Raw genomic sequence first — 22,829 nt, forward strand, 5'->3', positions numbered from 1 at the left:
GTCGGAGCGGGCACGGGGTACTCGGTGGAGGCCCCAACCGGAAGGAGCCCGTCGTGGCGAACCCCGACCCGATCGAGATCCAGAAGTACCTGAGCGGCATCGACTACCCGGCGTCGAAGGACGACATCGTGGCCACCGCCGAGCGCGAGGGCGCGAACGGTGACGCCCTCGATGCGCTGAAGAACATCCCGGACGGCGAGTACGACGCCCCGACCGCGGTGTCGAGCGCGATCAGCGACGCGAGCTGAGCCGCGGACCGGTCGACCGCGCCGGCGTCACCAGCGCGGTCGACTGCCGTCCCCGGGGTCGTAACCGGAGTCGCGGATGACCCGCAGCGCGGTCGTGTCGCTGTGGACCGAGTGCACCACGACCTTCCGCGCTCGACGCAGGGCGCGACGGGCACCGGGCGTCGCGAACAGTCCGCCGAGGACGAGTCCCGCGCCGATCGCCAGCGCGACGGTCACCGCGGACACGAAGTCGAGTGCCGACGTCGACGACCCGGACATCACGGCGAGGAGTGCGTTCGACACCGCGACACCGGGCAGGAGCGCTCCGCAGAAGGCCGGCACGGCGATCGCACCGACCGCCGTGCGCATCCGGGCCGCCGCGATGGTCGCGAGGACACCGAGGAGCACCGAGGCCAGGAAGGTCGCGCCGAGCAGCGGGAGGCCGAGCTGCCGCAGGCCCCACAGCGCGGCCCCGGCGGTGACCGAGAAGGCCACCGCGACCGGGATCACCCGCGCGCTGGCCTGCTGCACGAAGCAGTTCGCGGCCGCGGACACGACCGTGAGGGACAGTGACGCCCAGAGCGGCAGGGGGTCGAGCACGATGCCGGACGGGTCGACCTCGATCCGCAGCCAGTGCGTCAGCGCGATGCCCGCCGGGACGCCGACGACGATCGCGGCGATGACGAGCAGGATCGAGAACGCCCGAGCGACGGCCATCGCGCGGAACCCCGAGATCGCGTCCTGCGCCCAGGTGACGAGCGACACGTGCGGCAGGAGCAGCACCACGAGCGCGGCCACCATGGTCGCGGCACCGGCGGGTCGCAGGACCCCGGCGGAGATGGCGAGGGTGCCGATCGCCGACGCCACCGCACCCTGCGCGCCGGACACGAAGAACTGCGGGAAGCCCCGGCCGGTCAGCCACCGGCCGGAGACGATGATCCCCATCATGAGGACGAAGGCCCCGACCCCTGCTCGCCAGCCACCGCCGGCCTGCATGGCGATCGAGGTCCCCAGGATCGCGAGCCCGACGTCCGCCAGCCAGGTCGGCCAGCGGGGCGGCATCCGGAGCACGGCGACGAGGGCGCTCACGGCCGAGGTCATGTCCCGCGAGCCGTGCACGAGGTCGTCGACGATCTGGTTCGCCCACGCCAGGCGCCCGAGGTCGGACCCGTCGATCGTCACCGTGCGGAACTTCACGAGCGCCGGACCCTCGGCCGGGGCGTACTGGATCGTCACCGAGCTGCCGGTGAGGTCGAGGTCGAGCGGCGCGAGGTTCCACTTCGTCGAGACCGCGACGACGGCCGTCTCGACGCTCCGGGTGTCGGCGCCCGAGGCGAGCATCACCTCCGCGAGGTCGAGGCAGAAGTCGACGATCTGCACGGGGGAGTACTGCTCACGGGGTCGGACGTCCGGGGCGACGTCCTCGTAGATCGTGCCGCGCAGTCGTGCGCGGGCGTCGCGGAGGTCGTGCTGCGCGACCTTCCGGACACGGGGCCGCGGAGGGCGGCCGGACTTCGGCACGCCGGGGAGGAACTGCTCGGCCATCCCGCCATGGTGCCAGTCGCGATCGACCGAGTCCGGACGCGCGCTGAACGTGACCCTGGCGCCGGCTGGGACGGTCAGTGCGGTCGGCGCACGCTGAGCCGACCGAGGGCGAAGGCCGCGACGACCGCGCCCACCAGGATGAGGACCGGCCCGACGACCTGCTGCCACGAGTGCGTCACGGGGTCGAAGACCGCTCCGGCGAGTGGGGCGTACGCGAACCAGCCGAACGAGGCGGTCGGTGCGGAGAGCCAGACCACCACGCCCGCGACCAGGACTGCGGTGCCCGCCCACAGGGCGAGCCAGGTCGGGGTGGCGAGGAACCGGGGCACGTCACCCAGCGTACGGGGCCGACGGACGGGAGGCCCGTGGCGGGGTCGCCACGGGCCTCCCGTCCGTCACGCCGGTGACGACTACTGCTCGAACGTCGCGTGCAGCTCGATGTCGACGCCGGTGAGCGCCTTGGAGACCGGGCAGGTCGCCTTGGCCTCGTCAGCGGCCTTGAGGAAGGCCGCCTCGTCGATGCCGGAGACCTCGCCGCTCACGGTGAGGACGATGCCGGTGAGCTTGAAGCCACCGGCCGAGTCCGGGCCGAGGGAGACGTCGGCCTTGACGTCGAGCGCCTCGACGGTGCCGCCGGCCTCGCCGAGGATCGCCGAGAACTGCATCGCGTAGCAGGAGGAGTGCGCGGCGGCGATGAGCTCCTCGGGGCTGGTGGTGCCACCGGCGTCGTCGGCGGCGCGCTTCGGGAAGGACACGTCGTAGGTGCCGACCTTCGAGCTCGAGAGTTCGACCTGACCGGAACCGTCGTTGAGGCCGCCGTTCCAGGCGGTGCGTGCGGTGCGCGTGGGCATTCCCGCTCCTTTCGTGTGGGGGTCGGCTCCGTGGAGCCGTCTGCTCCTGGTCGGAGCCAAGGCCGAGTCAATCGGAGAACGCTCGTTCTCGCAACCCGCTCACGGGGAAGACGCAGGTCTGCCCTACGATCGGGCGCATGGGGGACAGAGCGTCGTTCCGGTCGCGTGTGACCGTGCAGGGCCCGGTCGACGTGTCCGGGCGCCCGGACGTCGCCTGGGTCCGCTTCTGGACGCAGGGGTGGCGGTTCCACGGCCGCGCGAGCCGGAGCGAGTTCTTCTGGGTCATCGCCCTGCAGGCCGTGGTCGTGCTCGCGGTGTGGTGGCTCGTGGTGCAGCTCGGCATGACGGCGCGTTGGACGGTGTACGCGGACCCGTTCGGCATCGTGCCCTCGCCGCAGGTCGGGTTCCACCTGTTCGAGATCCACCGGGACCGGTACTCCGCCGCGTGGTGGGGCTACGGGACCGGTCGGGACACCTGGCCGGACAGCTGGGACGTCGCGATCATCGTCGGGGTCCTGGTGACCGCGATCCCGCGGTGGTCCTTGCTCGTCCGCCGACTGCACGACCGCGACCACACGGGGGTGTGGATCCTGCTCCTGGTGTTCACCGGGCCGATCGGGTGGCTGGTCGTGACCGGCATGGTCGTCAGCCGTGCGCGGGTGCGCGGGGCCCGGTTCGACCGCGGGGTGTTCGCCGGGCGGCGCGAGCCCGACCTCGCCGCCGACGGTGGCGCCCTGACGACGATCCGGTAACGCCCCTGGTGCGCCCGGAGTCACCGGGGCTACGGTGGGGTCGCGGGGCAGGGGCTGCCCCGCAGTGGGGAGCAGATCATGTCGACGAACCCGGACTACACCGAAGCGGTCAGGCCGCGGAGTTCCGGCAACGGGACCACCGATGGTGGCATGACGATGGGGATCCCGTACGACGCCCCGGAGCGCGGCCTCGTCAGCGGCGACGCCGAGCCGGTCTCGCGGTCGGGGCTCGCCTGGCGGATCGTCGCGTCGATCGTCCTCGCCGTGGTCGGCATCAACGCGCTCGTGGTCGTCGGGCGGATCCTGGCCGGGCCGGCGGACGTGTGGGCGGGGGCGATCGGCATGGCGCTGGTCGCCGTGCTGGCGCTCGCCTACCCCGTCGTGAACGTGGTGCGCTGGGTGCGCGCCTCCCGGCGGTAGACCCGCACGACGACTGACGGGAGGCGCGGTGCCAGCTGGCACCGCGCCTCCCGTCCGCCGTCAGCGTGCGATCGCGTAGCCCTGCGCGCCACGCGGGTTCGCTGCGGCTCCGACCACCCCGGAGGACGGCTCGCGGGTGACGCAGCACAGTCGCCCGAGCGCCCAGTCACCGGCGCGGGTCACGACGTGGCCACGTGCCTCGAGTCCGGCGATCACGTCGTCCCCGAGCCGGTCCTCGACGACCAGGCCCGCCGGCTCCCACGTCCGCGGCCAGAACGACCCCGGGAACGACGTCGTGTGCAGCGCCGGGGCGTCGATCGCCTGCTGCGGCGAGTACCCGCCGACGATCCAGCGGAGCAGGAAGAGGAGCTGCCACTGGTCCTGCTGGTCGCCGCCGGGCGAGCCGAGCGCCGCGACGGGCTGCCCGTCCCGCAGCACGAGGGTCGGCGTGAGGGTCGTCCGCGGGCGCCGGCCGGGCGTCAGCGTCGTGGCCGTCCCCTCCTCGAGCCAGGTCATCTGCAGGCGGGTGCCGAGGCAGAACCCGAGCTCCGGGATCGTGGGGGACGACTGCAGCCATCCGCCGGAGGGCGTCGCGCTGACCATGTTGCCCCACCGGTCGACGACGTCGATGTGGACCGTGTCGCCGCGGGTCTCGCCGGTCGGGGCGACGAAGGGCTCGCCGCGGTCCTCCACGGGGACCGCGCGGGCGGCGTCGCGGGCCACCCGGACGGTGGGCTCCCCGGCGGAGCCGCCGGCGTCGGTGGCGTACGTGGTGCGGAGCGGCGGTGTGGCGTGCTCGAAGCCCGGCACCGTGCCCGGCCGGAGCTCCGCCGACGCCCGTTCCCCGATCAGCGTGCGGCGCTCGTCCGTGTACGCGTCGGACAGCAGCACGTCGAGCGGCACCTCGCCGTCGCCGTAGAACAGGTCGCGGTCGGCGAGGGCGAGCTTCTGCGCCTCGACGATCGTGTGCGCCCCGACCTCGGTGGACGGGTCGAGCAGTGCGTCGTCGAGCGGTTCGAGCAGTCGCAGCGTCTCGAGGAGCGCCGGGCCCTGCCCCCACGGTCCGGTCTTCGCGATCGTGCACCCGCGGAACTCGGTCGTCGTCGCCGGCTCGTACGTCGCCCGGAACGCCTGGAGGTCGGACGCACGGATCACCCCGGCGTGGTCCGTGCCGGAAGCGTGGCGGTGCGGTTCGCGGACGAACCGGTCGATCGCCTGCGCCACGAACCCCTCCGCCCACTCGGTCCGGGCGGCGTCGATCCTGGCCGTGCGTCCGGCGTGGTCGCCGCCCGCGGCGACCAGCCGCTCCAGGACCGACGCGAGCGCCTCGTTGCGCACGATGGTCCCGGGTTCCGGCACCGCGCCTCCCGGCAGCCACCGCTCGGCGGAGGTGGGCCAGTGGTCCCGGAAGAGGTCCTGCACGGCGGTGATGGTCCGGACCACGGCCGGCGCGATCGGGTGCCCGTCACGGGCGTAGCCGATCGCGGGGGCGAGGACGTCCGCGAGGTCCCAGGTCCCGCGGTCACGGAGCAGGAGCAGCCAGGCGTCCACCGCGCCCGGGACCGTCGCCGCCAGCGCACCGGCGCCCGGCACGAGGTCGAGCCCCTCGGCCAGGTAGTGCTCGCGGGTCGCTCCGGCCGGTGCCGGACCCTGACCGCAGAGCACGACGGGAGTCGGGTCGTCGGCGGTCGCGAACACGGCCGTGAGGTCGCCGCCGGGGCCGTTCAGGTGCGGTTCCACGACGTGCAGCACGAACGCTCCGGCCACCGCCGCGTCGAAGGCGTTGCCGCCGCGCTCGAGGACCGACTGCGCGGTCGCGGTCGCGGTCCAGTGGGTCGCTGCGGCGGCGCCGAACGTGCCGGCGAGGTCCGGGCGGGTGGGGGTCGACGTCGGCGGGGTGAAGGCGGGGTTGGGCGTGGGCATGCTTCCCATCCTGCTCCGTGCCGGCCGTTGCCCCCGGAACTGGGGTTGTGCTCAGCAACGCGGAACACCGACCATCGTTCGGTGACTCGTGCAGGGCGGGTCGCAGTCCGTGCAGGGGCACGGCGCACACCGACCAGCAGGGGAACCATGACCAGCAACCCGTCCACCGTCACGCGTCCGCGCCGGATCGCCCGACGGGGTCTCGTCCGGATCGCGGCCGTCGCCACGGCCCTCGCCGTCGGCGCCGGCGCGCTCGTCGCCGTCGCCGCGCCGGCCTCGGCGTCCGTCGTCTACAAGGAGACCGTCCCGGCCGGGACGACCCTCTACCCGGGTGACTCCGTCACCTCGGCCAACGGGCAGTTCCGCCTGATCATGCAGGGCGACGGCAACCTCGTCGAGTACGGCATCGGGAACGCGGTGCTCTGGGCGTCCGGGACGTCGAACCAGCCCGGGGCCGTCGTGAAGATCGGGACGAACCGCGCGGTCGACATCCTCCGGAACGGCAAGCGGGTCGAGCGGTGGTCCTCGGCGGGCACGAAGCAGTCGACCTCGTTCAAGGTCCGCGGCGACGGCACGATGGCGCTCCTGTCCGGCACCACCTCGATCGTCGCCTGGAACGGCTACCAGGCCAGCATCCCGGCCGGGAACACCCTCCTGCCCGGCACCACCCTGCGCTCGGACACCGGGACGACACGGACCCTCGCGATGCGCATGGACGGCAACCTCATGCAGAAGCAGGGCTCCAAGGTCGTCTGGCAGTCGGGGACCAAGGGCAAGACCGGTGCCTGGACGGAGCTGCGGTCGGACGGCAACCTCATCGTCTGGTGGCGCAACGCCGCGCGGACCAAGGTCGCGCTGTGGTCCACCAAGACGACCAAGGCCGGCGGGGGGAACCTCCTCGTGCAGGTCGACGGCAACGTCGTGCTCTACGGCGGTCAGGACACCCGGGTGTGGTCGACGAAGCCCGTCACCGGCCTGCTCTGGCCCGTCAACGGCACGAAGATCACCGGCCGGTACGGCGACGACCGCGGCGAAGGACACGTGCCCCGCTACCACCAGGGCACCGACGCACCCGTGGCGGTCGGCACGCCGGTGTACGCCTCGGCGACCGGGACCGTGACGAGCACGGTGGCGAACAACGCCTCGTACGGCAACTACATCGTCGTGACCTACGGCAACATGACGGTGCTCACGGCGCACCTCAGCAAGATCGAGGTCAAGCAGGGGCAGATCGTCTCGGTGCGGACCGAGATCGGGAAGTCCGGGAACACCGGGCAGTCGACGGGACCGCACGTGCACGTCGAGACGCGGCGGGCCGGCACCCTCGTCGACCCGTTGTCGGTGCTGCACTTCCGCTGACGTCGTCGTCGACCTGCCCGCGGTACGCTCGGGACGTACGCGGTCCCTCTGCACTCCACTCGGAGAGCAATCCGAAGCCCATCACCGTTGGCGCGGTGGTGGGCTTCATCCTTGCCCGGGGCGATCGTCCGGCGTCCGGGTCGAGCAGGGCAACCTCCAGCGAACTGGTACTGCAGTTCCACGCGGCGCGCGCCGTAGGCTGGGTCGGTGCGCCGGACCCTCGCCCTCGTCGTGATCGGTGTCCTCGCCGGCCTCCTCTCGGGCCTGTTCGGCGTCGGCGGCGGAGTCGTCGTCGTGCCCGCGCTGATGGCCGTGCTCGGCATGGACCAACGCCGCGCCTCCGCCACCTCGCTCGTCGCGATCGCCCCCGCCGCACTCGTCGGCGCGATCACCTACGCCGTCCAGGGCGAGGTCCACTGGCTCGCCGCCCTCACCCTGGCGGTGGGCAGCGTGATCGGCGCTCCGCTCGGCGCCCGGCTGCTCCGGGCCGTCCCGATCCGTGCGCTGCCATGGATCTTCGTGGGCTTCCTCACGGTGGTGCTCGTGTCGCTGTTCACCACGGTGCCGACCCGCGGCGGCGAGGTGCACTTCGGCGTCGTCGAGGCGCTCGTCCTGCTCGGCCTCGGCCTGCTGTCCGGGGTGCTCTCCGGGCTCGTCGGGGTCGGCGGCGGTGTGGTGATCGTGCCGGGGCTCGAGGTCGCCCTGGGCGCCGGGGACCTGCTCGCGAAGGGGACGTCCCTGCTGACGATGGTCCCGACGTCGGCCTCCGGCACGGTCGCGAACCTCCGGCGACGGGCCGTCGACGTCCGGGTGGGGTTGCTCGTCGGCGTCACCGCGGCGGTCTGCTCACCGGCGGGAGCGTGGCTGGCGCGGCTCGTCGACCCGCAGGTCGGCACGTGGCTCTTCGCCGCGTTCCTCGTGGTGGTCGCGGTCATCGTGCTGCGGCGCGGTCGTCGGACCCGACCCGTGGTTTCGGCGACGGACGGGGAGGTCGCGTGACGGGCCTCCAGGCCGGTGGGTCCGCGGAGGACGTCCTCGCCGCGCTGGCGCGCACGACAGGCGACGTCGCCGCGGCCCGCAGGGTCGCACGGCGGTTCGCCGGGATCGACGAGGGTGAGCGGTCGGCGCTGCTCTGGAGCGAGGATCCGGGTGCCCGGCTCGTCGCGGTCCTGCTGCTCGTGCAAGCGATGCGCGAACGGGTCGACCGCGAGCTGACCGAGGAGTACCTGGCCGCGGCGAAGGCGGAGCGGTTCGAGGACCCGGTCCTGGTCGACCTCGGTGCGGAGGAGCTCGTCGGTGCGCCGCTCGTCGGCGGCGGGTCGACCGGGCAGCTCTTCTCGCTCGCGAAGTCCGACGTGGCGATGGTCCGCCGGACAGCGGTGGTCGCGACCCTGGCGTTCGTCAAGCAGGGCGACGCAGAGGTGGCGCTCGGCATCGTCGGACGCCTCGTCAGGGAGCGGGGCGACACCGTGCAGTCGGCGATCGGCCGGGTGCTGCGCGAGGTCGGGAAGCGGGCGTCGGAGCCGGCGCTCGTCGCGTTCCTCGAACGGCAGGGGCGCTGGCTCACGCCGGCGGCGCGGGCGACGGCCACGGAGCACCTGCCAGCGGCTGAGCGGGACCGCTTGCGCGGGTGAGGGCCGGGAGGCACGGCTCACGTCCGTCCCGCTGGTCCGGAACGCCGCGTGCCGGGCCGTGCACCGCCTAGCCTGCTGCCATGCACACCGACGTGCCCCGCATCGACGCCGACCTCGTCCGCCGGCTCGTCGCGGCGCAGTTCCCCCGGTGGGCGGACCTCCCGGTGCGTGAGGTCGAGCACCAGGGCTGGGACAACCGCACGTTCCGGCTGGGCGGCGACCTGAGCGTCCGGCTGCCGAGCGCCGCCGGGTACGTGCCGGCGGTCGAGAAGGAGCAGCGGGTCCTGCCGTACCTCGCGGAGCACCTCGACGTGCCCGTCCCGGAACCGGTGGCGACGGGGGAGCCGCAGGACGACTACCCGTTCCCGTGGTCGGTCCGGTGGTGGCTGCGCGGCACCGTGCTCCTGGACGCGCCGGACGTCGACCGGTCCCGGCTCGCCGCGGACGTGGGCGCCGTGCTCGTGCAGTTGCGGGGCGTCCCGGTCGGTCCGGGGCCGACAGCGGGCGCGCACTCGTTCCACCGTGGGGCGCACCCGTCGCACTACGGGGCGGAGGTCCGCGCGGCGCTGGATGCCCTCGGCGCGGACGTCGACCGGCCGGCGTGCGAGGCGGTCTGGTCGCGGGCGGTCCGGTCCAGGTGGCACGGCGGCCCGGTGTGGTTCCACGGCGACGTCGCCCCGGGTAACCTCATCGTGGACGACCACGGACGCCTCAGCGCCGTGATCGACTTCGGCACGTGCGGTGTCGGCGACCCGGCGTGCGACCTCGTGCTCGCGTGGACGTTCCTCGACGCCCCGGCACGGCAGGTCTTGCGTGACGCGGTCGGTCTCGACCCGGACACGTGGGCGCGGGCTCGGGGATGGGCGCTGTGGAAGTCGCTCATCATGCTCGCCGGCAGCGCGGGGCCGGGGGACCGCGCCGAACACGGGGCGGTCCTGGAGGCCGCCCTCGCGGACCCGGTGAGCGGCTGACCAGGCGCGGACCGGAACGCTGCGTGGGGCGGTCTGGAGGCCGGTGTGCGTCCGGCGGGCAGTGCGGCTCGCGGACGCGGCTGGGAAGCCGTGGCGTGGCGGGCGGGTACTGACGTACGGGAGACGAGCCGTGCCTCCCGGCCGGCCCGCAGCGACCACGAGAGGAACGCGACGTGCGCGCACTGACCTGGCAGGGCACCGAGAAGGTGTCCGTCGAGACCGTCCCCGACCCGACCATCCAGCAGCCGACCGACGCGATCGTGCGGATCACGTCGACCGCGATCTGCGGCTCCGACCTGCACCTGTACCGCGTGCTCGGCCCGTACATCGACAAGGGGGACGTCCTCGGGCACGAGCCGATGGGCATCGTCGAGGAGATCGGCTCCGGCGTCACGAACCTCAAGGTCGGCGACCGGGTCGTCATCCCGTTCAACATCTCGTGCGGGCACTGCTTCATGTGCCGCAACGGCCTGCAGTCGCAGTGCGAGACCACCCAGGTGACCGAGTACGGCACCGGTGCCGCGCTCTTCGGGTACACGAAGATGTACGGCCAGGTTCCCGGTGGGCAGGCCGAGTACCTCCGGGTGCCGCACGCCGACTACGGGCCGATCGTCATCCCGGACGACGGGACGCCCGACGACCGCTGGCTGTTCCTCAGCGACATCCTGCCCACGGCGTGGCAGGCGGTGCAGTACGCGAACGTGCCCGAGGGCGGGACGCTCGCGGTGCTCGGCCTCGGCCCCGTCGGCCAGTTCGCCGCCCGCATCGGCGCGCACCTCGGCTACCGGGTGCTCGCCGTCGACCCCGAGCAGGTCCGCCGCGACCTCGGGGCGAAGCACGGGGCCGAGGTGTTCGACCTGACGAAGGACGTCGTGCCGCAGCTGGTCGACCTGACCGACGGGCGCGGGCCCGACGGCGTCGTCGACGCGGTCGGCATGGAGGCGCACGGCAACCCGGTCGCCGGCTTCGCCCAGCGCGCCGCCGGGCTCCTGCCCGACAAGCTCGCACAGAAGGCGATCGAGACCGCCGGCATCGACCGGCTCGCCGCGGTGCACGCGGCGATCGACCTCGTCCGCCGCGGTGGCACGGTGTCGCTGAGCGGCGTCTACGGCGGGATGGCCGACCCGATGCCGATGATGACGCTGTTCGACAAGCAGATCACCGTCCGCGAGGGGCAGTGCAACGTGAAGCGCTGGATCGACGACCTCATGCCGCTCGTCTCGGACCCGTCTGACCCGCTCGGCACACTCGACCTGACGTCACACCGGGTGTCGCTCGAGGAGGCTCCGCACATGTACTCGGTCTTCCAGAAGAAGGAGGACGACTGCGTGAAGGTCGTTCTCGACCCGTCGATGGCCGCAGCGTGACGCGCGGGTCGCGGGTGTCGCGCGTGTCCTGCGTGGCTGCTGGATCGCGCGTGGCCGCTGGATGGCGTTCGACCGCGGCGGTGCGCTGATGCGGGTCGTCGTGGTCGGGGCGACCGGGAACGTCGGCACGGCGCTGCTGCGGCGGCTCGCCGCCGCACGCCTCACGGGAGAGGGCGACGGCGACCTCCAGGTGGTCGGCGTGGCACGCCGACTGCCGGACGCCCGGGTGGCCCCCTACGACGTGGCCGTCTGGCACGCACTCGACGTCGGTGACCCCGGCGTCGTCCCGCAGCTCGCCGCGGTCCTGCAGGGTGCGGACGCCGTGGTGCACCTCGCGTGGGCGCTCCAGCCGACGCACGACATCCCGGCGCAGCGGCGGACGGACGTCGACGGGCAGGCGCACGTCCTCGAAGCCGCGGTCCACGCGGGCGTCCGACACGTCGTCGTCGCCTCGTCCGTCGGGGCCTACCGCGGTGTCGACGCTGCCGGCAAGCGCAGACCCGTCGACGAGTCCTGGCCGGCGACGGGCATCCCGACCGCGACCTACTCGAAGCACAAGGCCGAGAACGAAGCGGCACTCGACGCGTTCGCGGCGGCGCACCCGACGGTGACGGTGACGCGGCTGCGACCCGGGCTCGTGTTCCAGCGGGCGGCCGCCGCGGAGATGCACGGGCTGTTCCTCGGACACCTCGTCCCGATGCGGATCGTCCGCTGGGTGCGGTGGGCGGTCCTGCCGCTGCCGTACCCGTTCGTGTTCCAGGCGGTGCACGCCGACGACCTCGCCGACGCGTACTGGCGGGTCCTCGACCAACGTGCCGGTGGTGCGTTCAACGTCGCGGCGGCGCCGGTGCTCACCCCACCGCGCATCGCACGGGCGCTCGGCATGCGGGGGGCCGTGCGGATCCCGCTCCGGCTGCTCCGGGGGATCGTGACGCTGACGTGGCGGCTCCGGGTGCAGCCGACCGACGCGGGATGGATCGACATCGCCGCCTCCGTCCCGGTCATGCGGACGGACCGGGCCCGGTCGGTGCTCGGGTGGGAGCCGCGGTACACGGCCGAGGAGGCGCTGCGCGAACTCGTCGGCGGGTTCGCGGACGAGGCGAACGTGCCGGCGTCCGGGCCGTTGCGGGGGTAGGGTCCCCGGCCGGTCGTTCCGCGCCGCCTGTTCGCGGGGCAGCGCTCGAGGCGTCCGAACCACTACGGTCGGAGCAGTCCGACGAAGGGGGACCACGTGCTCGGTGAACTGCTCGGCGATGATCCTGGTGCCGGTCCCGGTGCGTTCGGGGTGGTCTTCGGCGTGATCGCGGTGGTCATCGGCCTCGGGTTCGTGGCGATGATCGTGACGGTCGCGGTCCGCAGCGCCCGGATGGCGAAGCGCGGCCAGAACCCGTTCACGCTGCAGGAGGACCTCGCGTACCAGGCGATGCAGAGCAAGACCCTGGCGCCGGACAAGTCGCTCGAGCAGCGGCTCGCCGAGCTCGACGACCTCCACGCGCGCGGCGTCATCTCCGACGAGGAGCACCGGCTGGCCCGTGCGGAGGCCCTGCGCGGGTGAGCATCCCGCCGCCGTAGGGTGGTCGGGTGCTGGAACCGACGGATCTCCTCGGGGAGTGGGAACTCGACCGCCACGTGCTCGACCGGCGTGCGGGCGTCGACGGGACCGTCACCGGCACGACCGTGCTGACCGCCACCGGCCCGGACGAGGTCCGCTGGGAGGAGTCCGGCTCGATGCGCTTCGACGGTCGCACCGTGCCTGTGTCGCGCACGTTGGTCGTCCGACGGACCGGCGGCTCGTGGACCGTGCACTTCTCGGACGACCGGGTGTTCCATCCCTGGGTCTGGGGGACGTCGGTGTCCCACGCCTGCACGCCGGACGACTACACGGGGGTGCTCGAGGGCGACGCCGATCGGTGGACGGTCCGGTGGGAGGCCCACGGCCCCGCGAAGGACTACGTGCTCGAGAGCGTGCTCCGTCGGACCCGCACGGCAGACTGACCCCATGGCCCGCAGAACCGACGGTACCGACGCCCCGCGCACCTCCTTCACCGAGCCGGCCGACCTCGAGCCCTGGGCGCCCGGCGCCGGCGACGTCCTGTCCGGCGACCGGATCGACGGCAAGCGCATCGACGTGCTCGACCTCGCGGGGGAGCGTGTGCCCGACCTCGAGCTCGAGGAGTCCGTCGTCGACTCCCTGCGGGCTGGAGACGCCGATCTGCGCGGGCTCCGGATCCGCGACGCGACGGTGGGGGAGTTCGATGCGCCGGTCCTCCGGGCGTCGAGCAGCACCTGGCGGGAGGTCCGGGTGACCGGCGGTCGCATCGGGTCGGCGGAGCTGTACGACTCCGCGCTCACCGGGGTCGAGTTCGTCGGCATGAAGCTCGGCTTCGTGAACCTCCGCGGTGCGACCCTCACCGACGTCGTGTTCCGCGACTGCGTCGTCGACGAGCTCGACCTCGCCGACGCGAAGCTGCTCCGGGTGGCGTTCCCGGGGACACGGATCCGGGCGGTCGAGGGCACGAACACCCGCGTCGAGCACGTCGACCTGCGCGAGGCCGACCTCGACCGGGTGGAGCGCCTGGAGGGCCTCCGCGGCGCGACGATCGGTACCGACCAGCTGTACACGCTGGCTCCGCTGCTGGCGGCGCAGGCGGGCTACCGCGTCGACTGACCTCGCACCGTGCGACGGCCTGGCGCACCGTGCGACGGCCTGGCGCGGCGTGCGACGGCGCAGCGTGCGAGGTCGTGCACACGGTGCGAGGGTGTGGCGCTGCCACCGTGCGTGGAACCTCGCACGCAGCGCTCAGTGGCAAGGCGTGCCCCCCGCCGACGCCACCGCGGCCGCCACGTCCGCCTGCACCAGGTCCCCGTGGACCGCTGCCCCGACCGCCGTCCCCGCAGCAGCCGATGCGATCACGGTCGCCATCGGCGAGGACACGTTCCCCGCGGCGTAGACCCCGCGGACTGCCGTCTGCCCGACCTCGTCGACCGGCAACGCGCTCCCGTACCGGTGGTCGCCCATGAACTGGTCGGCGGCCTCGAGTCCGAGACCGGTCAGGAACCCGACGCGGGCCTCCGGATCACTCGCCGCAGCCAGGGCATCGAGTCCGACGAGACCGCCCGCCGCGAGCGTCACGCCGGTCAGACGATCGCCGTCGGACACGACCGCGGTCACCCTGTCCCGCACGACGTCGATGCCGCGGGCCGACAAACCCGCCAGGGCGGTGTCATCGACGAGGGAGGGATCGGCCACGAACGCCGTCACGTCGTCGCTCAGGGCGCGGAACATCAGTGCGTGGTGCGCCCCGGTCGGCGTGGTCACGAGCACGCCGATCCGTCGGTCGCGGATCTCCCACCCGTGGCAGAACGGGCAGTGCACGACGCCCCGCCCCCACTGCTCGGCGAGCCCCGGGACCTCCGGCAGGACGTCCACGGCGCCGGAGGCGACGACCAGCCTGCGGGCCGTGACGACCGCGCCGGAGTCGAGCGTGACCGAGAACCCGACCGGGTCGTCCGCGTCGCCCTCGGTGGCGGACGCAGCCACGATCCTCCCGGCAGTCACCTGGACGCCGTAGGCGGCGACCTCCTCGCGGCCGAGGCGGCCCAGCTCGGCGGGGGCGGCGCCCTCCCGCCCGAGGTAGTTGTGGATGCCCGCCGCCGGAGCGTTCCGCGGCTCGCCCGCGTCCACGACGAGGACGGAGCGCCGAGACCGGCCGAGGACGAGCGCGGCGGACAGGCCGGCGGCCGCGCCGCCGACGATGATGACGTCGAAGTGATCTCGCATGACGGCAGCTTGGGCGGGATCGCCCGCGATCAGCAAGCACGGTTGCCGGCATGGCAACATGGCGGCATGGCACACGACCGGGAGGCGCGGATCACCCCGAGCACGACGGCCGACGTCGTCGAGGCGGTCGGCCCACGACTCCGCGCGCTGCGCGGGCGCCGCGACGTCACGCTGGCGGCGCTCGCCGCGGAGACCGGCATCTCGGTGTCGACGCTCTCACGGCTCGAGTCCGGGCAGCGGAAGCCGACGCTCGAACTCCTCCTGCCGCTCGCGCGGGCCTACCAGGTGCCGCTCGACGACCTCGTCGGGGCGCCGCCGACGGGGGATCCGCGGGTGCACCTCAAGCCCGAGCGCCACGGCGACCGGATCGTCGTCCCACTGACTCGGCGGACCGGCGGGGTGCGATCCTTCAAGCAGCTGATCCCGCCCGGACCGGCGAACACGGATCGGACGTTGCGGACCCACGAGGGCTACGAGTGGCTGTACGTGCTGTCCGGACGGCTCCGGCTGCTGCTCGGCGACCGTGACCTCGACCTCGGCCCGGGCGAGGTCGTCGAGTTCGACACGCACACGCCGCACTGGGTGGGCAACACGACGGACGAGGTCACCGAGGTGCTCTGCCTCTACGGGCCACAGGGGGAGCGGGCGCACGTCCGGTCCCGCCCGGTCCCGCGGCGAGCGGAGCGCTAGAACACGTGCGCGATGACGTCGTCGAGCAGCCCGGAGGTCGTCACGTTCGACTGCCGGATGTGGATCCCGACGTCGCCGCGGGTGTAGTACGTGTCGCCGTCGGTGACCGGGTACTGGCTGTTCTTCGAGACCTTCTGGCAGCGGTAGCCGTACCCGTCGAGTGTGCAGTCGTACCCTTGCAGGGCGCTCTCGAGGTGCGGGTACGCCTTCGCGGAGTCCACCGTGGCGACCCGGATCGACAGGTTCGTGGTGTCCGCCCCAGGATCACGCCAGACGCAGTACAGGGACTTCCCGTCCGGCTGCAGCACCGGCGTCAGCGCGTCCTTCGGCACCTCGGCCGGGTCGCCGACGCTGCTCGGGTCGTTGAGGGGAGCTGACGCGAACGAGTCGTCCCACTTGCCCGCGGTGATGAGTCCGGTGCAGGAGTCGGGGAGGTTCCCCGCATCGTCGTCGACACCGGGAACGGGGGTGATCGTGGAGGTCGGGCGGGGCGTCGGCGAGGTCGTCGGCGACGAGGTGGCGGCGTCGGCGGTCGCGGTCGGCTGGCCTCCTGCGCTGGTCGTCGCCGTGGGCGAACCCTGTCCGGCCGGCCCCTGCTGCGCGCAGCCCGCCAGTGCGGTCGTCACGAGGAGCAGTACCCCGATCGCGACCGTGCTGTTCGTCCGGTGTCCCATGGCTCCCCCTGCCGTCGTCGTGGTCCCGACGGTAGCCCGCCGTGTGGGTGCGGGCGCGGGGGGCGCGGGAGTCGTCACCGGATCGTGTCCGGACGCGTCACCGCGGGTCCCGGCGGGGGTGGACGCCGGGATCCGGTGCCCTCGCTCGGTCAGCCTCGCCAGACGACGTGCGGGGCGAGCAACCGGTGCCCGCCCGAGGCCGGCAGGACCGACCGCCCGGACCCCATCAGGAGCTCCACCGCCGCTGCGGCCGCTGCGTCCAGGGGCTGCTCGACGCTCGAGATGCCGACGGCCGCCGCCACCGGGGTGTCGTCGTACCCGACCACCGGCACCTCGGCACCGAGCGCGAACCGGGCTCCGAGCGCGAGAGTGTCGGAGGCGCACACCACGGCGTCGAACACGGTCCCGCCCTGCAGGGCCGCGGCGACGACCGCGGTGGCGGCCGCGACGTCGTCCTCGCAGGCGAGGTCCACGGCGCCCGAGGCCGAGCCCGAGCCCGCGCCCGTGGCCCCGTCGGCGGCCGCGTCGGCGCCGCCGGCCGGGGGAGCGCCCAGTCCCGCGTCGGCGCCGCCGGCCGGGGGTGCGCCCAGTCCCGCGTCGGCGCTGCCGGCCGGGGGAGCGCCCAGTCCCGCGTCGGCGCTGCCGGCCGGGGGTGCGCCCAGTCCCGCGTCGGCGAGGGCGTCGCGCCACCCGAGTCGTCGTTCGTCGCCCTGGCCGGAGGGGCTCGGCCAGCCGAGGAACCCGATCCGCCGGTGACCCCGGGCAACGAGTCCGGCCGTGGCCTCACGGAGCCCGGCCCGCCCGTCGACGTCGACCCAGGGGTGCGGGGCGTCGTCCATGTCCGGCACGCCCCACGGTCGGCCGAAGGTGACGAACGGCACGTCACGCTCGCCGAGCCAGGCCGCGCGCGGGTCGCCGTGCGCGGTCGACGTGAGGACGAAGCCGTCGACGTCGGACCCCTCCACGAGCCGCTCCATGTGCGCCAGCTCGTCGTCGAGGTCGGTCGCCGTGAAGAGCAGGATGCGCATCCCGCGTTCGTCGGCGCGTTCCACGAGGGCGTGGAGGAAGCGGTCCAGGACCGCGCCGGAGATGCCGTGCACCGGCGGGAGCCGGACGCCGAGCGTGGAGCTCTGCCGTGTGCGGAGGCGCCTTGCCGAGGCGTGCGGCCGGTACCCGAGCTCGTCGATCGCGGCGCGGACCCGGGTGAGGGTCGCCGGCCGGACGATCTCGGGCCGGTTCAGCGCGTTCGACACCGTCTGCCGGGACACGCCCGCGGCGGCGGCGACGTCGGCGACGGTGGCTGGCTGGGACACGGGGTTCACGCTAGCGCGTCGAGGGTGTACCGTGGACGCGTTTGATCGATCAAATTTGAACGATCGAAGCCGACTCGACGAGGAGCCCTCCCTGATGCAACGACGCACAGCACGCAAGCTGACCGCGGGCGCGATCGCGCTGACCGCGGCCCTGACCCTCTCCGCCTGTGGCTCGGGCTTCTCGGGCTCCGGCGGATCCGGTGCTTCCGGTCGCTCCGGTGACGCCGGCAAGCTCACCTCGAGCGACAAGGACCTGACCGTCCTCATCGGCTCGTCCGGCGACGCGGAGACCGCCGCGGTGAAGAGCGCTGCCTCCGCCTGGTCGAAGTCGTCCGGCACCGGCGTCTCGGTGCAGGCCGCCAACAACCTCGACCAGCAGCTCGCGCAGGGCTTCGCGTCCGGCAAGCCGGCGGACGTCTTCTACGTGAGCACGTCGTCCCTCGCCGGGTACGCGTCGAACGGCTCGCTCCTGCCCTACGGCGACCAGCTGAAGGACACGGGGGACTTCTACCCGACCCTGACCAGGTCGTTCACCGTCGACGACCAGCTCTACTGCGCGCCGAAGGACTTCTCGACCCTCGCGCTCTTCATCAACACCGCCGACTGGAAGGCCGCCGGCCTCACGGACGCCGACGTCCCGAAGACCTGGGACCAGCTGGAGACCGTGTCCGAGAAGCTCACCCAGGACGGCCGGGTCGGACTCTCCACCAGCCCGCAGATCGAGCGCCTCGGTGCGTTCATGGCCCAGGCCGGCGGTGGCCTGACGAACGCCGACCAGACGAAGGCCACCGTGGACTCCGCGGCGAACGTCGAGGCGCTCGACTACGTCAAGGGCCTGCTCGACCAGGGGTCGATGAAGTTCTCGAGCGACCTCGGCGAGAGCTGGGGCGGCGACGCCTTCGGGAAGGACAAGGCCGCGATGACCATCGAGGGCAACTGGCTCACCGGCGCGATGTCGTCCAGCTACCCCGACGTCGAGTACGAGGTCGTCCCGCTGCCCGAGGGCCCGAAGGGTGCCGGCACGCTCCAGTTCACCAACTGCTGGGGCATCGCGAAGGACTCGCCGAACCAGAAGGCGGCGCTGTCCTTCGTCGAGAAGATGACCAGCACCGACCAGCAGCTCGCGTTCGCCAAGGCCTTCGGCGTCATGCCCTCCGTGGAGTCCGCGGCCAGCACCTGGAAGCAGGAGTACCCGCAGTACGCGGCGTTCCTCGACCAGGCCGACGCGGCGCAGGGCCTGCCGAACGCGAGCGGCACGGCCGACGTCATCGCCGACTTCGACTCCAAGCTCGGCACGCTGCGGAGCACCGACGTGAAGACCCTGCTCGAGGGCGTGCAGAAGAACATGTCCGCCGCGTTGAAGGGCTGACGGACGTGTCCCGGAAGAACCGCGGCGAAGCCGTCTCCGGCTGGCTGTTCACCGCCCCGACCGTCATCGTCCTCGGCCTGTTCCTCCTCGCCCCCGTGCTCATGGCGGCCTGGGTGAGCGTGTCCGACTGGCGCGGGGTGGGCAGCCCGTTCTCCTCCGACGTGTCGTTCGTCGGCGGCCAGAACTACGCGAAGATCCTCGGCGGGGGCGGCCTCGACGAGCAGAACTTCGGGACCGCCCTGCGGAACAACCTCTGGTACGTCGTCTTCGTCGTGCCGCTGCAGACCGCCGTCGCGCTCGGTCTGGCCGTCCTCGTGAACGGTCGGGCCCTGCGCGGCCGCGGGTTCTTCCGGACCGCGTTCTACTTCCCGTCGGTGACGAGCTCCGTCGCCATCACGGTGCTCTGGCTGTTCCTGTTCTCGTCGACCGGCGCCGTGAACACGATCATCGGGTGGATCGGACTGCGGGGTCCGAACTGGTTCAACGAGCCGACCGGGATCTTCCAGCTCGGGGCCGGGAACCCGCCGGCGTTCCTCGCCGACCACACCCTGCTCGGCATCTCGTGGTGGGAGTGGCTGTCGGGGCCGTCGGTGGCGATGACGGCGTTCATCCTGCTCGCGGTGTTCACCACGAGCGGCACGTTCATGCTGCTCTTCATCGCGGCGCTGCAGAACCTGTCGCACGACGTCGACGAGGCGGCGATGATCGACGGCGCCGGTGCGTGGACGCGGTTCTGGCGGGTGACGCTGCCGCAGCTGCGCCCGACCCTGTTCACCGTGCTCACCCTCGGGCTGATCGGCACGTGGCAGGTGTTCGACCAGATCTACACGGGCACGCGGGGCGCGCCGGCGAACACCACCATCACCCCGGCGTACCTGTCGTACTCCACGGCGTTCGGCAGTCAGCAGTGGGGCGTGGGCGCGGCGATCGCGTTCGTGCTCTTCGGCATCATCGTCGTCTTCGCGCTGCTGCAGCGCTGGGCGCTCCGGGAACGACCGGTGTCGCGTCGTCGCATGCGCTGGATCGAGAAGGGATCGGTCCGGTGACCGCCACCTCCACCCGGCCTGGAGGCGCGGTGCCCGACCTCCGCGCCGCCACCGTCACGCAGGCGCCCGGCCCGGGCCGGCGGCCGCGGCGGCTCACCGTCCGCGGGATCGCCTTCCTCGTCGTCGGCGCGCTGATCGCCGCCGTCTACCTGCTGCCGTTCTACGTCGCGATCGTCAACGCCTTCAAGACCGACCAGGACGCGTCGCTGCACCCGCTGGCGCTCCCCACGACCTGGACGGGCGCTGCGTTCCGCACCCTGTTCGAGAACTCCGACTTCGGGATCTGGACGATGAACTCGATCATCGTCGCGGTGTTCGTGACGCTCGGGCGGATCTTCTTCGACTCGCTCGCCGGGTACGCGCTGGCCCGCCTGCGCTTCCCCGGACGTCAGACGGTGTTCGCGCTGATCATCGCGGTGATGGCCGTGCCCGGGGTCGTCCTGCTCATCCCGAAGTTCCTCGTGATCAACCAGCTCGGCATGTACGACTCGTACTCGGGCATGATCGTCCCGCTGCTCGTCGACGCCGCCGGTGTGTTCATCATGAAGAACTTCTTCGAGTCGATCCCGGCGAGCGTCGAGGAACAGGCCCGCATCGACGGCGCCGGGGTGTTCCGCACGTTCTGGTCGATCGTGCTGCCGATGGCCCGGCCGGCCGTCGTCACCATCACGATCCTGTCGTTCCAGGGCTCGTGGAACGAGCTCGCGCACTTCATCGTCTCGACGTCGTCGCCGAACCTGACGACCCTGACCAAGGGCGTCGCGTCGCTCGCCTCCGGAGCGCTCAGCGCCGGCAACCAGTACCCGATCAAGCTCGCCGCCGCGTTCGTCATGACGATCCCGGTCGCGGTCGCGTTCTTCGTCTTCCAGAAGCGCATCATGAACTCCAGCGAAGGGGCGGTCAAGGAATGACCACCACGACCACCAGCACACCCACCACGAAGGCCGAGGCCCCCGCGATGCCCCTGCAACCGCTGCTGCACGACGAGGTCGTCGTCCTCGCCGCGCCCACGCAGGCGTGGTCCGACCGGCACGGTTCGGTCGGCACCAACCCGGTCCACGGCTACTGGACCGGTGACCAACGGGTCGTGTCCACGGTCGGCGTCAGCGTCGCCGGGTCGGACGTCGAGCCCGTGTCCGTCGCTCCGGCGTCGGCCCGCGAGGTCGTGTTCTCGGCGCTCCTGCGCGGACTCGACGCGCCGGGCGCCGACCCCGACGTCCGACTCGACCGTCGCCGCACCGTCCGCACCGACGGCGTGCGCGAGACCCTCCGCATCGAGGACCGCACCGCTTCCGCGGAGCCGGAGCCGGAGCCGGAGCCGGAGCCGGGGCCGGACGGCCGCACGCTCGAGGTGGTGGTCCGCATCACGCCGGACGCGAGCGGCATGGACGCGGTCAAGGCGGGGGGCGCCCCCGCGCCCGTGTCGGCCGTGCTCGCACCGGGAGCCGACGCGGACGGGGTGCGCCGCGCCTCCTGGACGGCCGGCTCGGTCGACGTGACACTCGACGCCCCCGGGGCCGACGTCGCGCTCGACGACGGCGACGTCGTCCTCACCTGGCGCGTCCCGCGCGCCCGGGTCACCGAACTCGGCTGGGACTGCGCGGTCGTCGCGCCCGACGCCGTCGTCGGCGGCGCGACCACGCCCGCGACCTTCGCCGCACCCGAGGGCGTCGCCGACGACCGGCTCCGGCGCTGGCTGGTCCGGGCGACCGACGACCTCGACGCGCTGCGGATGACCCGGCCGGAGGGCGAGTTCCTCGCCGCCGGGGCCCCGTGGTTCTTCACGCTCTTCGGGCGCGACTCGATCTGGGCGGCACGGTTCCTCCTGTCGGTCGACACGTCCATCGCTGCCGGGACGCTCCGCGTGCTCGCGGCACTGCAGGGGACCCGGAGCGACCCGGCGACCGCCGAGCAGCCGGGCAAGGTGATGCACGAGCTGCGGCAGGCGAGCCTCCCCGTCGACAACGACGAGATCTCGCTGCCACCGCTCTACTACGGCACCGTGGACGCGACCGCGCTCTGGGTCTGCCTGCTCCACGACGCGTGGCGCGCCGGACTGCCCGACGCCGAGGTCGAGGACCTGCTCCCGACGCTCGAGCTGGCCCTGGCGTGGATGCGCGACCACGGCGACGACGACGGCGACGGGCTCCTCGAGTACGTCGACGAGTCCGGCAGGGGCCTGGCGAACCAAGGGTGGAAGGACTCCGGCGACAGCGTGCAGTGGCGCGACGGCACCCTCGCGGAGGGGCCGATCGCCCTCTGCGAGGTGCAGGGGTACGCGCACGAGGCCGCCGTCCACGGTGCCGACCTGCTCGACGCCTTCGGACGACCCGGCGGCGACGACTGGCGTGCCTGGGCGGCCCGGCTCGCCGAGCGCTTCCGCGCGACCTTCTGGGTGCAGGATGCGATCGGGCCGTACCCGGCGATCGCGCTCGACGCCCGGAAGCGGCCGGTCGACTCCGCCACGAGCAACATCGGCCACCTGCTCGGCACCGGTTTGCTCACCGCGGAGGAGGAGGCCGTCGTGGCCGCCCGCGTCGTCGCGCCCGACATGGCGAGCGGGTTCGGCCTGCGGACCCTGTCGACCACCGCGTCGGGCTACTGGCCCCTGAGCTACCACGGCGGCTCCGTGTGGGCGCACGACACCGCGGTGGTCGTGAGCGGCCTGACGCGGACGGGGCACACGGCCGAGGCCCGGACGCTCGCCGAGCAACTCCTCGCCGCCGCGGTGGCGTTCGACTTCCGCATGCCCGAGCTGCACGCCGGGGACGACGCGCACGACGTCTCGCGACCGGCGCCCTACCCGGCGGCGTGCCGACCGCAGGCCTGGAGTGCGGCGGCCGCCTTCCCGGTGTGGGTCGCGCTGCGCTGACGCACGCAGGGGACGGACGGGAGGCCCGTGGCGAC

The 22,829-nt window shown here is 73.1% G+C and carries 24 protein-coding genes; 17 read left to right on the forward strand and 7 right to left on the reverse strand.

Annotation, left to right across the window (positions count from 1 at the left end; genetic code table 11):
* Positions 1–53 precede the first annotated feature (53 nt).
* Complete coding sequence (locus MON03_RS01410; protein ID WP_242090052.1) at positions 54–248, forward strand: DUF2795 domain-containing protein; 195 nt, start codon at positions 54–56, stop codon at positions 246–248.
* A 27-nt stretch (positions 249–275) separates the two neighbouring features.
* Here the strand turns inward: MON03_RS01410 and MON03_RS01415 are convergent, their stop codons facing one another.
* The 3 genes from MON03_RS01415 to MON03_RS01425 form a co-directional block, all read right to left on the reverse strand.
* A complete protein-coding gene (locus tag MON03_RS01415) occupies positions 276–1,772 on the reverse strand; it encodes a threonine/serine exporter family protein (protein WP_022902871.1) in 1,497 nt (498 codons plus the stop codon).
* Between the two features lie 74 nt (positions 1,773–1,846).
* Positions 1,847–2,101, reverse strand: a complete 255-nt coding sequence (locus MON03_RS01420; protein ID WP_148286086.1) for a hypothetical protein — start codon at positions 2,099–2,101, stop codon at positions 1,847–1,849.
* A gap of 81 nt (positions 2,102–2,182) precedes the next feature.
* Entirely contained in the window at positions 2,183–2,623 is a 441-nt protein-coding gene (locus tag MON03_RS01425; protein ID WP_022902870.1) for an OsmC family peroxiredoxin, read from the reverse strand.
* Positions 2,624–2,760: 137 nt separating this feature from the next.
* On the opposite strand from MON03_RS01425, the gene MON03_RS01430 reads away from it, so the two are divergent.
* Positions 2,761–3,375, forward strand: coding sequence for a DUF805 domain-containing protein (locus MON03_RS01430; RefSeq protein WP_022902869.1), 615 nt, complete (start codon positions 2,761–2,763; stop codon positions 3,373–3,375).
* Positions 3,376–3,453: 78 nt separating this feature from the next.
* Positions 3,454–3,795, forward strand: coding sequence for a hypothetical protein (locus MON03_RS01435; protein WP_242090054.1), 342 nt, complete (start codon positions 3,454–3,456; stop codon positions 3,793–3,795).
* A gap of 60 nt (positions 3,796–3,855) precedes the next feature.
* Here the strand turns inward: MON03_RS01435 and MON03_RS01440 are convergent, their stop codons facing one another.
* On the reverse strand, positions 3,856–5,718 hold the full coding sequence (locus MON03_RS01440; protein WP_242090056.1) for a gamma-glutamyltransferase family protein: 1,863 nt from the start codon (positions 5,716–5,718) through the stop codon (positions 3,856–3,858).
* A gap of 147 nt (positions 5,719–5,865) precedes the next feature.
* Here MON03_RS01440 and MON03_RS01445 point away from each other — a divergent pair, with 147 nt between their 5' ends.
* From MON03_RS01445 to MON03_RS01485, 9 genes are all read left to right on the forward strand, one after another.
* Positions 5,866–7,077: a peptidoglycan DD-metalloendopeptidase family protein gene (locus MON03_RS01445; protein WP_242090058.1), complete on the forward strand. Its 1,212-nt coding sequence runs from the start codon at positions 5,866–5,868 to the stop codon at positions 7,075–7,077.
* A 207-nt stretch (positions 7,078–7,284) separates the two neighbouring features.
* Positions 7,285–8,076, forward strand: coding sequence for a sulfite exporter TauE/SafE family protein (locus tag MON03_RS01450; RefSeq protein ID WP_242090060.1), 792 nt, complete (start codon positions 7,285–7,287; stop codon positions 8,074–8,076).
* Positions 8,073–8,711, forward strand: coding sequence for a DNA alkylation repair protein (locus MON03_RS01455; RefSeq protein ID WP_242090061.1), 639 nt, complete (start codon positions 8,073–8,075; stop codon positions 8,709–8,711). The genes MON03_RS01450 and MON03_RS01455 overlap by 4 nt, the downstream gene beginning before the upstream one ends.
* An 80-nt stretch (positions 8,712–8,791) precedes the next feature.
* Positions 8,792–9,682: an aminoglycoside phosphotransferase family protein gene (locus tag MON03_RS01460; RefSeq protein ID WP_242090063.1), complete on the forward strand. Its 891-nt coding sequence runs from the start codon at positions 8,792–8,794 to the stop codon at positions 9,680–9,682.
* 173 nt (positions 9,683–9,855) lie between these two features.
* Positions 9,856–11,049 (forward strand): zinc-dependent alcohol dehydrogenase, encoded by a 1,194-nt coding sequence (locus MON03_RS01465; RefSeq protein WP_242090077.1) that lies wholly within the window; start codon positions 9,856–9,858, stop codon positions 11,047–11,049.
* A gap of 61 nt (positions 11,050–11,110) precedes the next feature.
* Positions 11,111–12,184, forward strand: coding sequence for an NAD-dependent epimerase/dehydratase family protein (locus MON03_RS01470; RefSeq protein WP_502798682.1), 1,074 nt, complete (start codon positions 11,111–11,113; stop codon positions 12,182–12,184).
* 96 nt (positions 12,185–12,280) lie between these two features.
* Positions 12,281–12,604 carry an SHOCT domain-containing protein gene (locus MON03_RS01475; protein WP_242090079.1) on the forward strand — a complete coding sequence of 108 codons (324 nt, stop codon included), beginning with the start codon at positions 12,281–12,283 and terminating at the stop codon, positions 12,602–12,604.
* 26 nt (positions 12,605–12,630) lie between these two features.
* Complete coding sequence (locus tag MON03_RS01480; protein WP_022902854.1) at positions 12,631–13,044, forward strand: DUF6314 family protein; 414 nt, start codon at positions 12,631–12,633, stop codon at positions 13,042–13,044.
* A gap of 4 nt (positions 13,045–13,048) precedes the next feature.
* Entirely contained in the window at positions 13,049–13,717 is a 669-nt protein-coding gene (locus MON03_RS01485) for a pentapeptide repeat-containing protein (protein ID WP_022902853.1), read from the forward strand.
* A 132-nt stretch (positions 13,718–13,849) separates the two neighbouring features.
* Here MON03_RS01485 and MON03_RS01490 read toward each other — a convergent pair whose 3' ends face one another.
* A complete protein-coding gene (locus MON03_RS01490) occupies positions 13,850–14,830 on the reverse strand; it encodes an NAD(P)/FAD-dependent oxidoreductase (RefSeq protein ID WP_242090081.1) in 981 nt (326 codons plus the stop codon).
* A 66-nt stretch (positions 14,831–14,896) separates the two neighbouring features.
* On the opposite strand from MON03_RS01490, the gene MON03_RS01495 reads away from it, so the two are divergent.
* Positions 14,897–15,520, forward strand: coding sequence for a cupin domain-containing protein (locus MON03_RS01495; RefSeq protein WP_242090083.1), 624 nt, complete (start codon positions 14,897–14,899; stop codon positions 15,518–15,520).
* Here MON03_RS01495 and MON03_RS01500 read toward each other — a convergent pair.
* Together MON03_RS01500 and MON03_RS01505 are read right to left on the reverse strand one after the other, a co-directional pair.
* Complete coding sequence (locus MON03_RS01500; protein WP_242090084.1) at positions 15,517–16,194, reverse strand: hypothetical protein; 678 nt, start codon at positions 16,192–16,194, stop codon at positions 15,517–15,519. The genes MON03_RS01495 and MON03_RS01500 overlap by 4 nt on opposite strands.
* Positions 16,195–16,343: 149 nt before the next feature.
* Positions 16,344–17,507: a LacI family DNA-binding transcriptional regulator gene (locus tag MON03_RS01505; RefSeq protein WP_242090086.1), complete on the reverse strand. Its 1,164-nt coding sequence runs from the start codon at positions 17,505–17,507 to the stop codon at positions 16,344–16,346.
* A gap of 94 nt (positions 17,508–17,601) precedes the next feature.
* On the opposite strand from MON03_RS01505, the gene MON03_RS01510 reads away from it, so the two are divergent.
* The 4 genes from MON03_RS01510 to MON03_RS01525 are packed head-to-tail and all read left to right on the forward strand — an operon-like array spanning position 17,602 to position 22,794.
* Complete coding sequence (locus MON03_RS01510; protein WP_242090088.1) at positions 17,602–18,876, forward strand: extracellular solute-binding protein; 1,275 nt, start codon at positions 17,602–17,604, stop codon at positions 18,874–18,876.
* Positions 18,877–18,881: 5 nt separating this feature from the next.
* On the forward strand, positions 18,882–19,922 hold the full coding sequence (locus MON03_RS01515) for a carbohydrate ABC transporter permease (RefSeq protein WP_242090090.1): 1,041 nt from the start codon (positions 18,882–18,884) through the stop codon (positions 19,920–19,922).
* A 29-nt stretch (positions 19,923–19,951) separates the two neighbouring features.
* Positions 19,952–20,833, forward strand: coding sequence for a carbohydrate ABC transporter permease (locus MON03_RS01520; protein WP_175327795.1), 882 nt, complete (start codon positions 19,952–19,954; stop codon positions 20,831–20,833).
* Positions 20,830–22,794, forward strand: a complete 1,965-nt coding sequence (locus MON03_RS01525; RefSeq protein WP_242090092.1) for an amylo-alpha-1,6-glucosidase — start codon at positions 20,830–20,832, stop codon at positions 22,792–22,794. Before MON03_RS01520 ends, MON03_RS01525 begins: the two co-directional genes overlap by 4 nt.
* Positions 22,795–22,829: the final 35 nt, after the last annotated feature.

The organism is Curtobacterium sp. DN_7.5 (assembly GCF_022655355.1).
Taxonomy (GTDB): domain Bacteria; phylum Actinomycetota; class Actinomycetes; order Actinomycetales; family Microbacteriaceae; genus Curtobacterium; species Curtobacterium luteum.

Coding starts and splice junctions, on each gene's coding strand:
- MON03_RS01415 (WP_022902871.1), bottom strand. CDS start 1,772: ATGGCCGAGCAGTTCCTCCCCGGCGTGCCGAAGTCCGGCCGCCCTCCG.
- MON03_RS01425 (WP_022902870.1), bottom strand. CDS start 2,623: ATGCCCACGCGCACCGCACGCACCGCCTGGAACGGCGGCCTCAACGAC.
- MON03_RS01430 (WP_022902869.1), top strand. CDS start 2,761: ATGGGGGACAGAGCGTCGTTCCGGTCGCGTGTGACCGTGCAGGGCCCG.
- MON03_RS01435 (WP_242090054.1), top strand. CDS start 3,454: ATGTCGACGAACCCGGACTACACCGAAGCGGTCAGGCCGCGGAGTTCC.
- MON03_RS01440 (WP_242090056.1), bottom strand. CDS start 5,718: ATGCCCACGCCCAACCCCGCCTTCACCCCGCCGACGTCGACCCCCACC.
- MON03_RS01445 (WP_242090058.1), top strand. CDS start 5,866: ATGACCAGCAACCCGTCCACCGTCACGCGTCCGCGCCGGATCGCCCGA.
- MON03_RS01460 (WP_242090063.1), top strand. CDS start 8,792: ATGCACACCGACGTGCCCCGCATCGACGCCGACCTCGTCCGCCGGCTC.
- MON03_RS01470 (WP_502798682.1), top strand. CDS start 11,111: ATGGCGTTCGACCGCGGCGGTGCGCTGATGCGGGTCGTCGTGGTCGGG.
- MON03_RS01485 (WP_022902853.1), top strand. CDS start 13,049: ATGGCCCGCAGAACCGACGGTACCGACGCCCCGCGCACCTCCTTCACC.
- MON03_RS01490 (WP_242090081.1), bottom strand. CDS start 14,830: ATGCGAGATCACTTCGACGTCATCATCGTCGGCGGCGCGGCCGCCGGC.
- MON03_RS01495 (WP_242090083.1), top strand. CDS start 14,897: ATGGCACACGACCGGGAGGCGCGGATCACCCCGAGCACGACGGCCGAC.
- MON03_RS01500 (WP_242090084.1), bottom strand. CDS start 16,194: ATGGGACACCGGACGAACAGCACGGTCGCGATCGGGGTACTGCTCCTC.
- MON03_RS01510 (WP_242090088.1), top strand. CDS start 17,602: ATGCAACGACGCACAGCACGCAAGCTGACCGCGGGCGCGATCGCGCTG.
- MON03_RS01525 (WP_242090092.1), top strand. CDS start 20,830: ATGACCACCACGACCACCAGCACACCCACCACGAAGGCCGAGGCCCCC.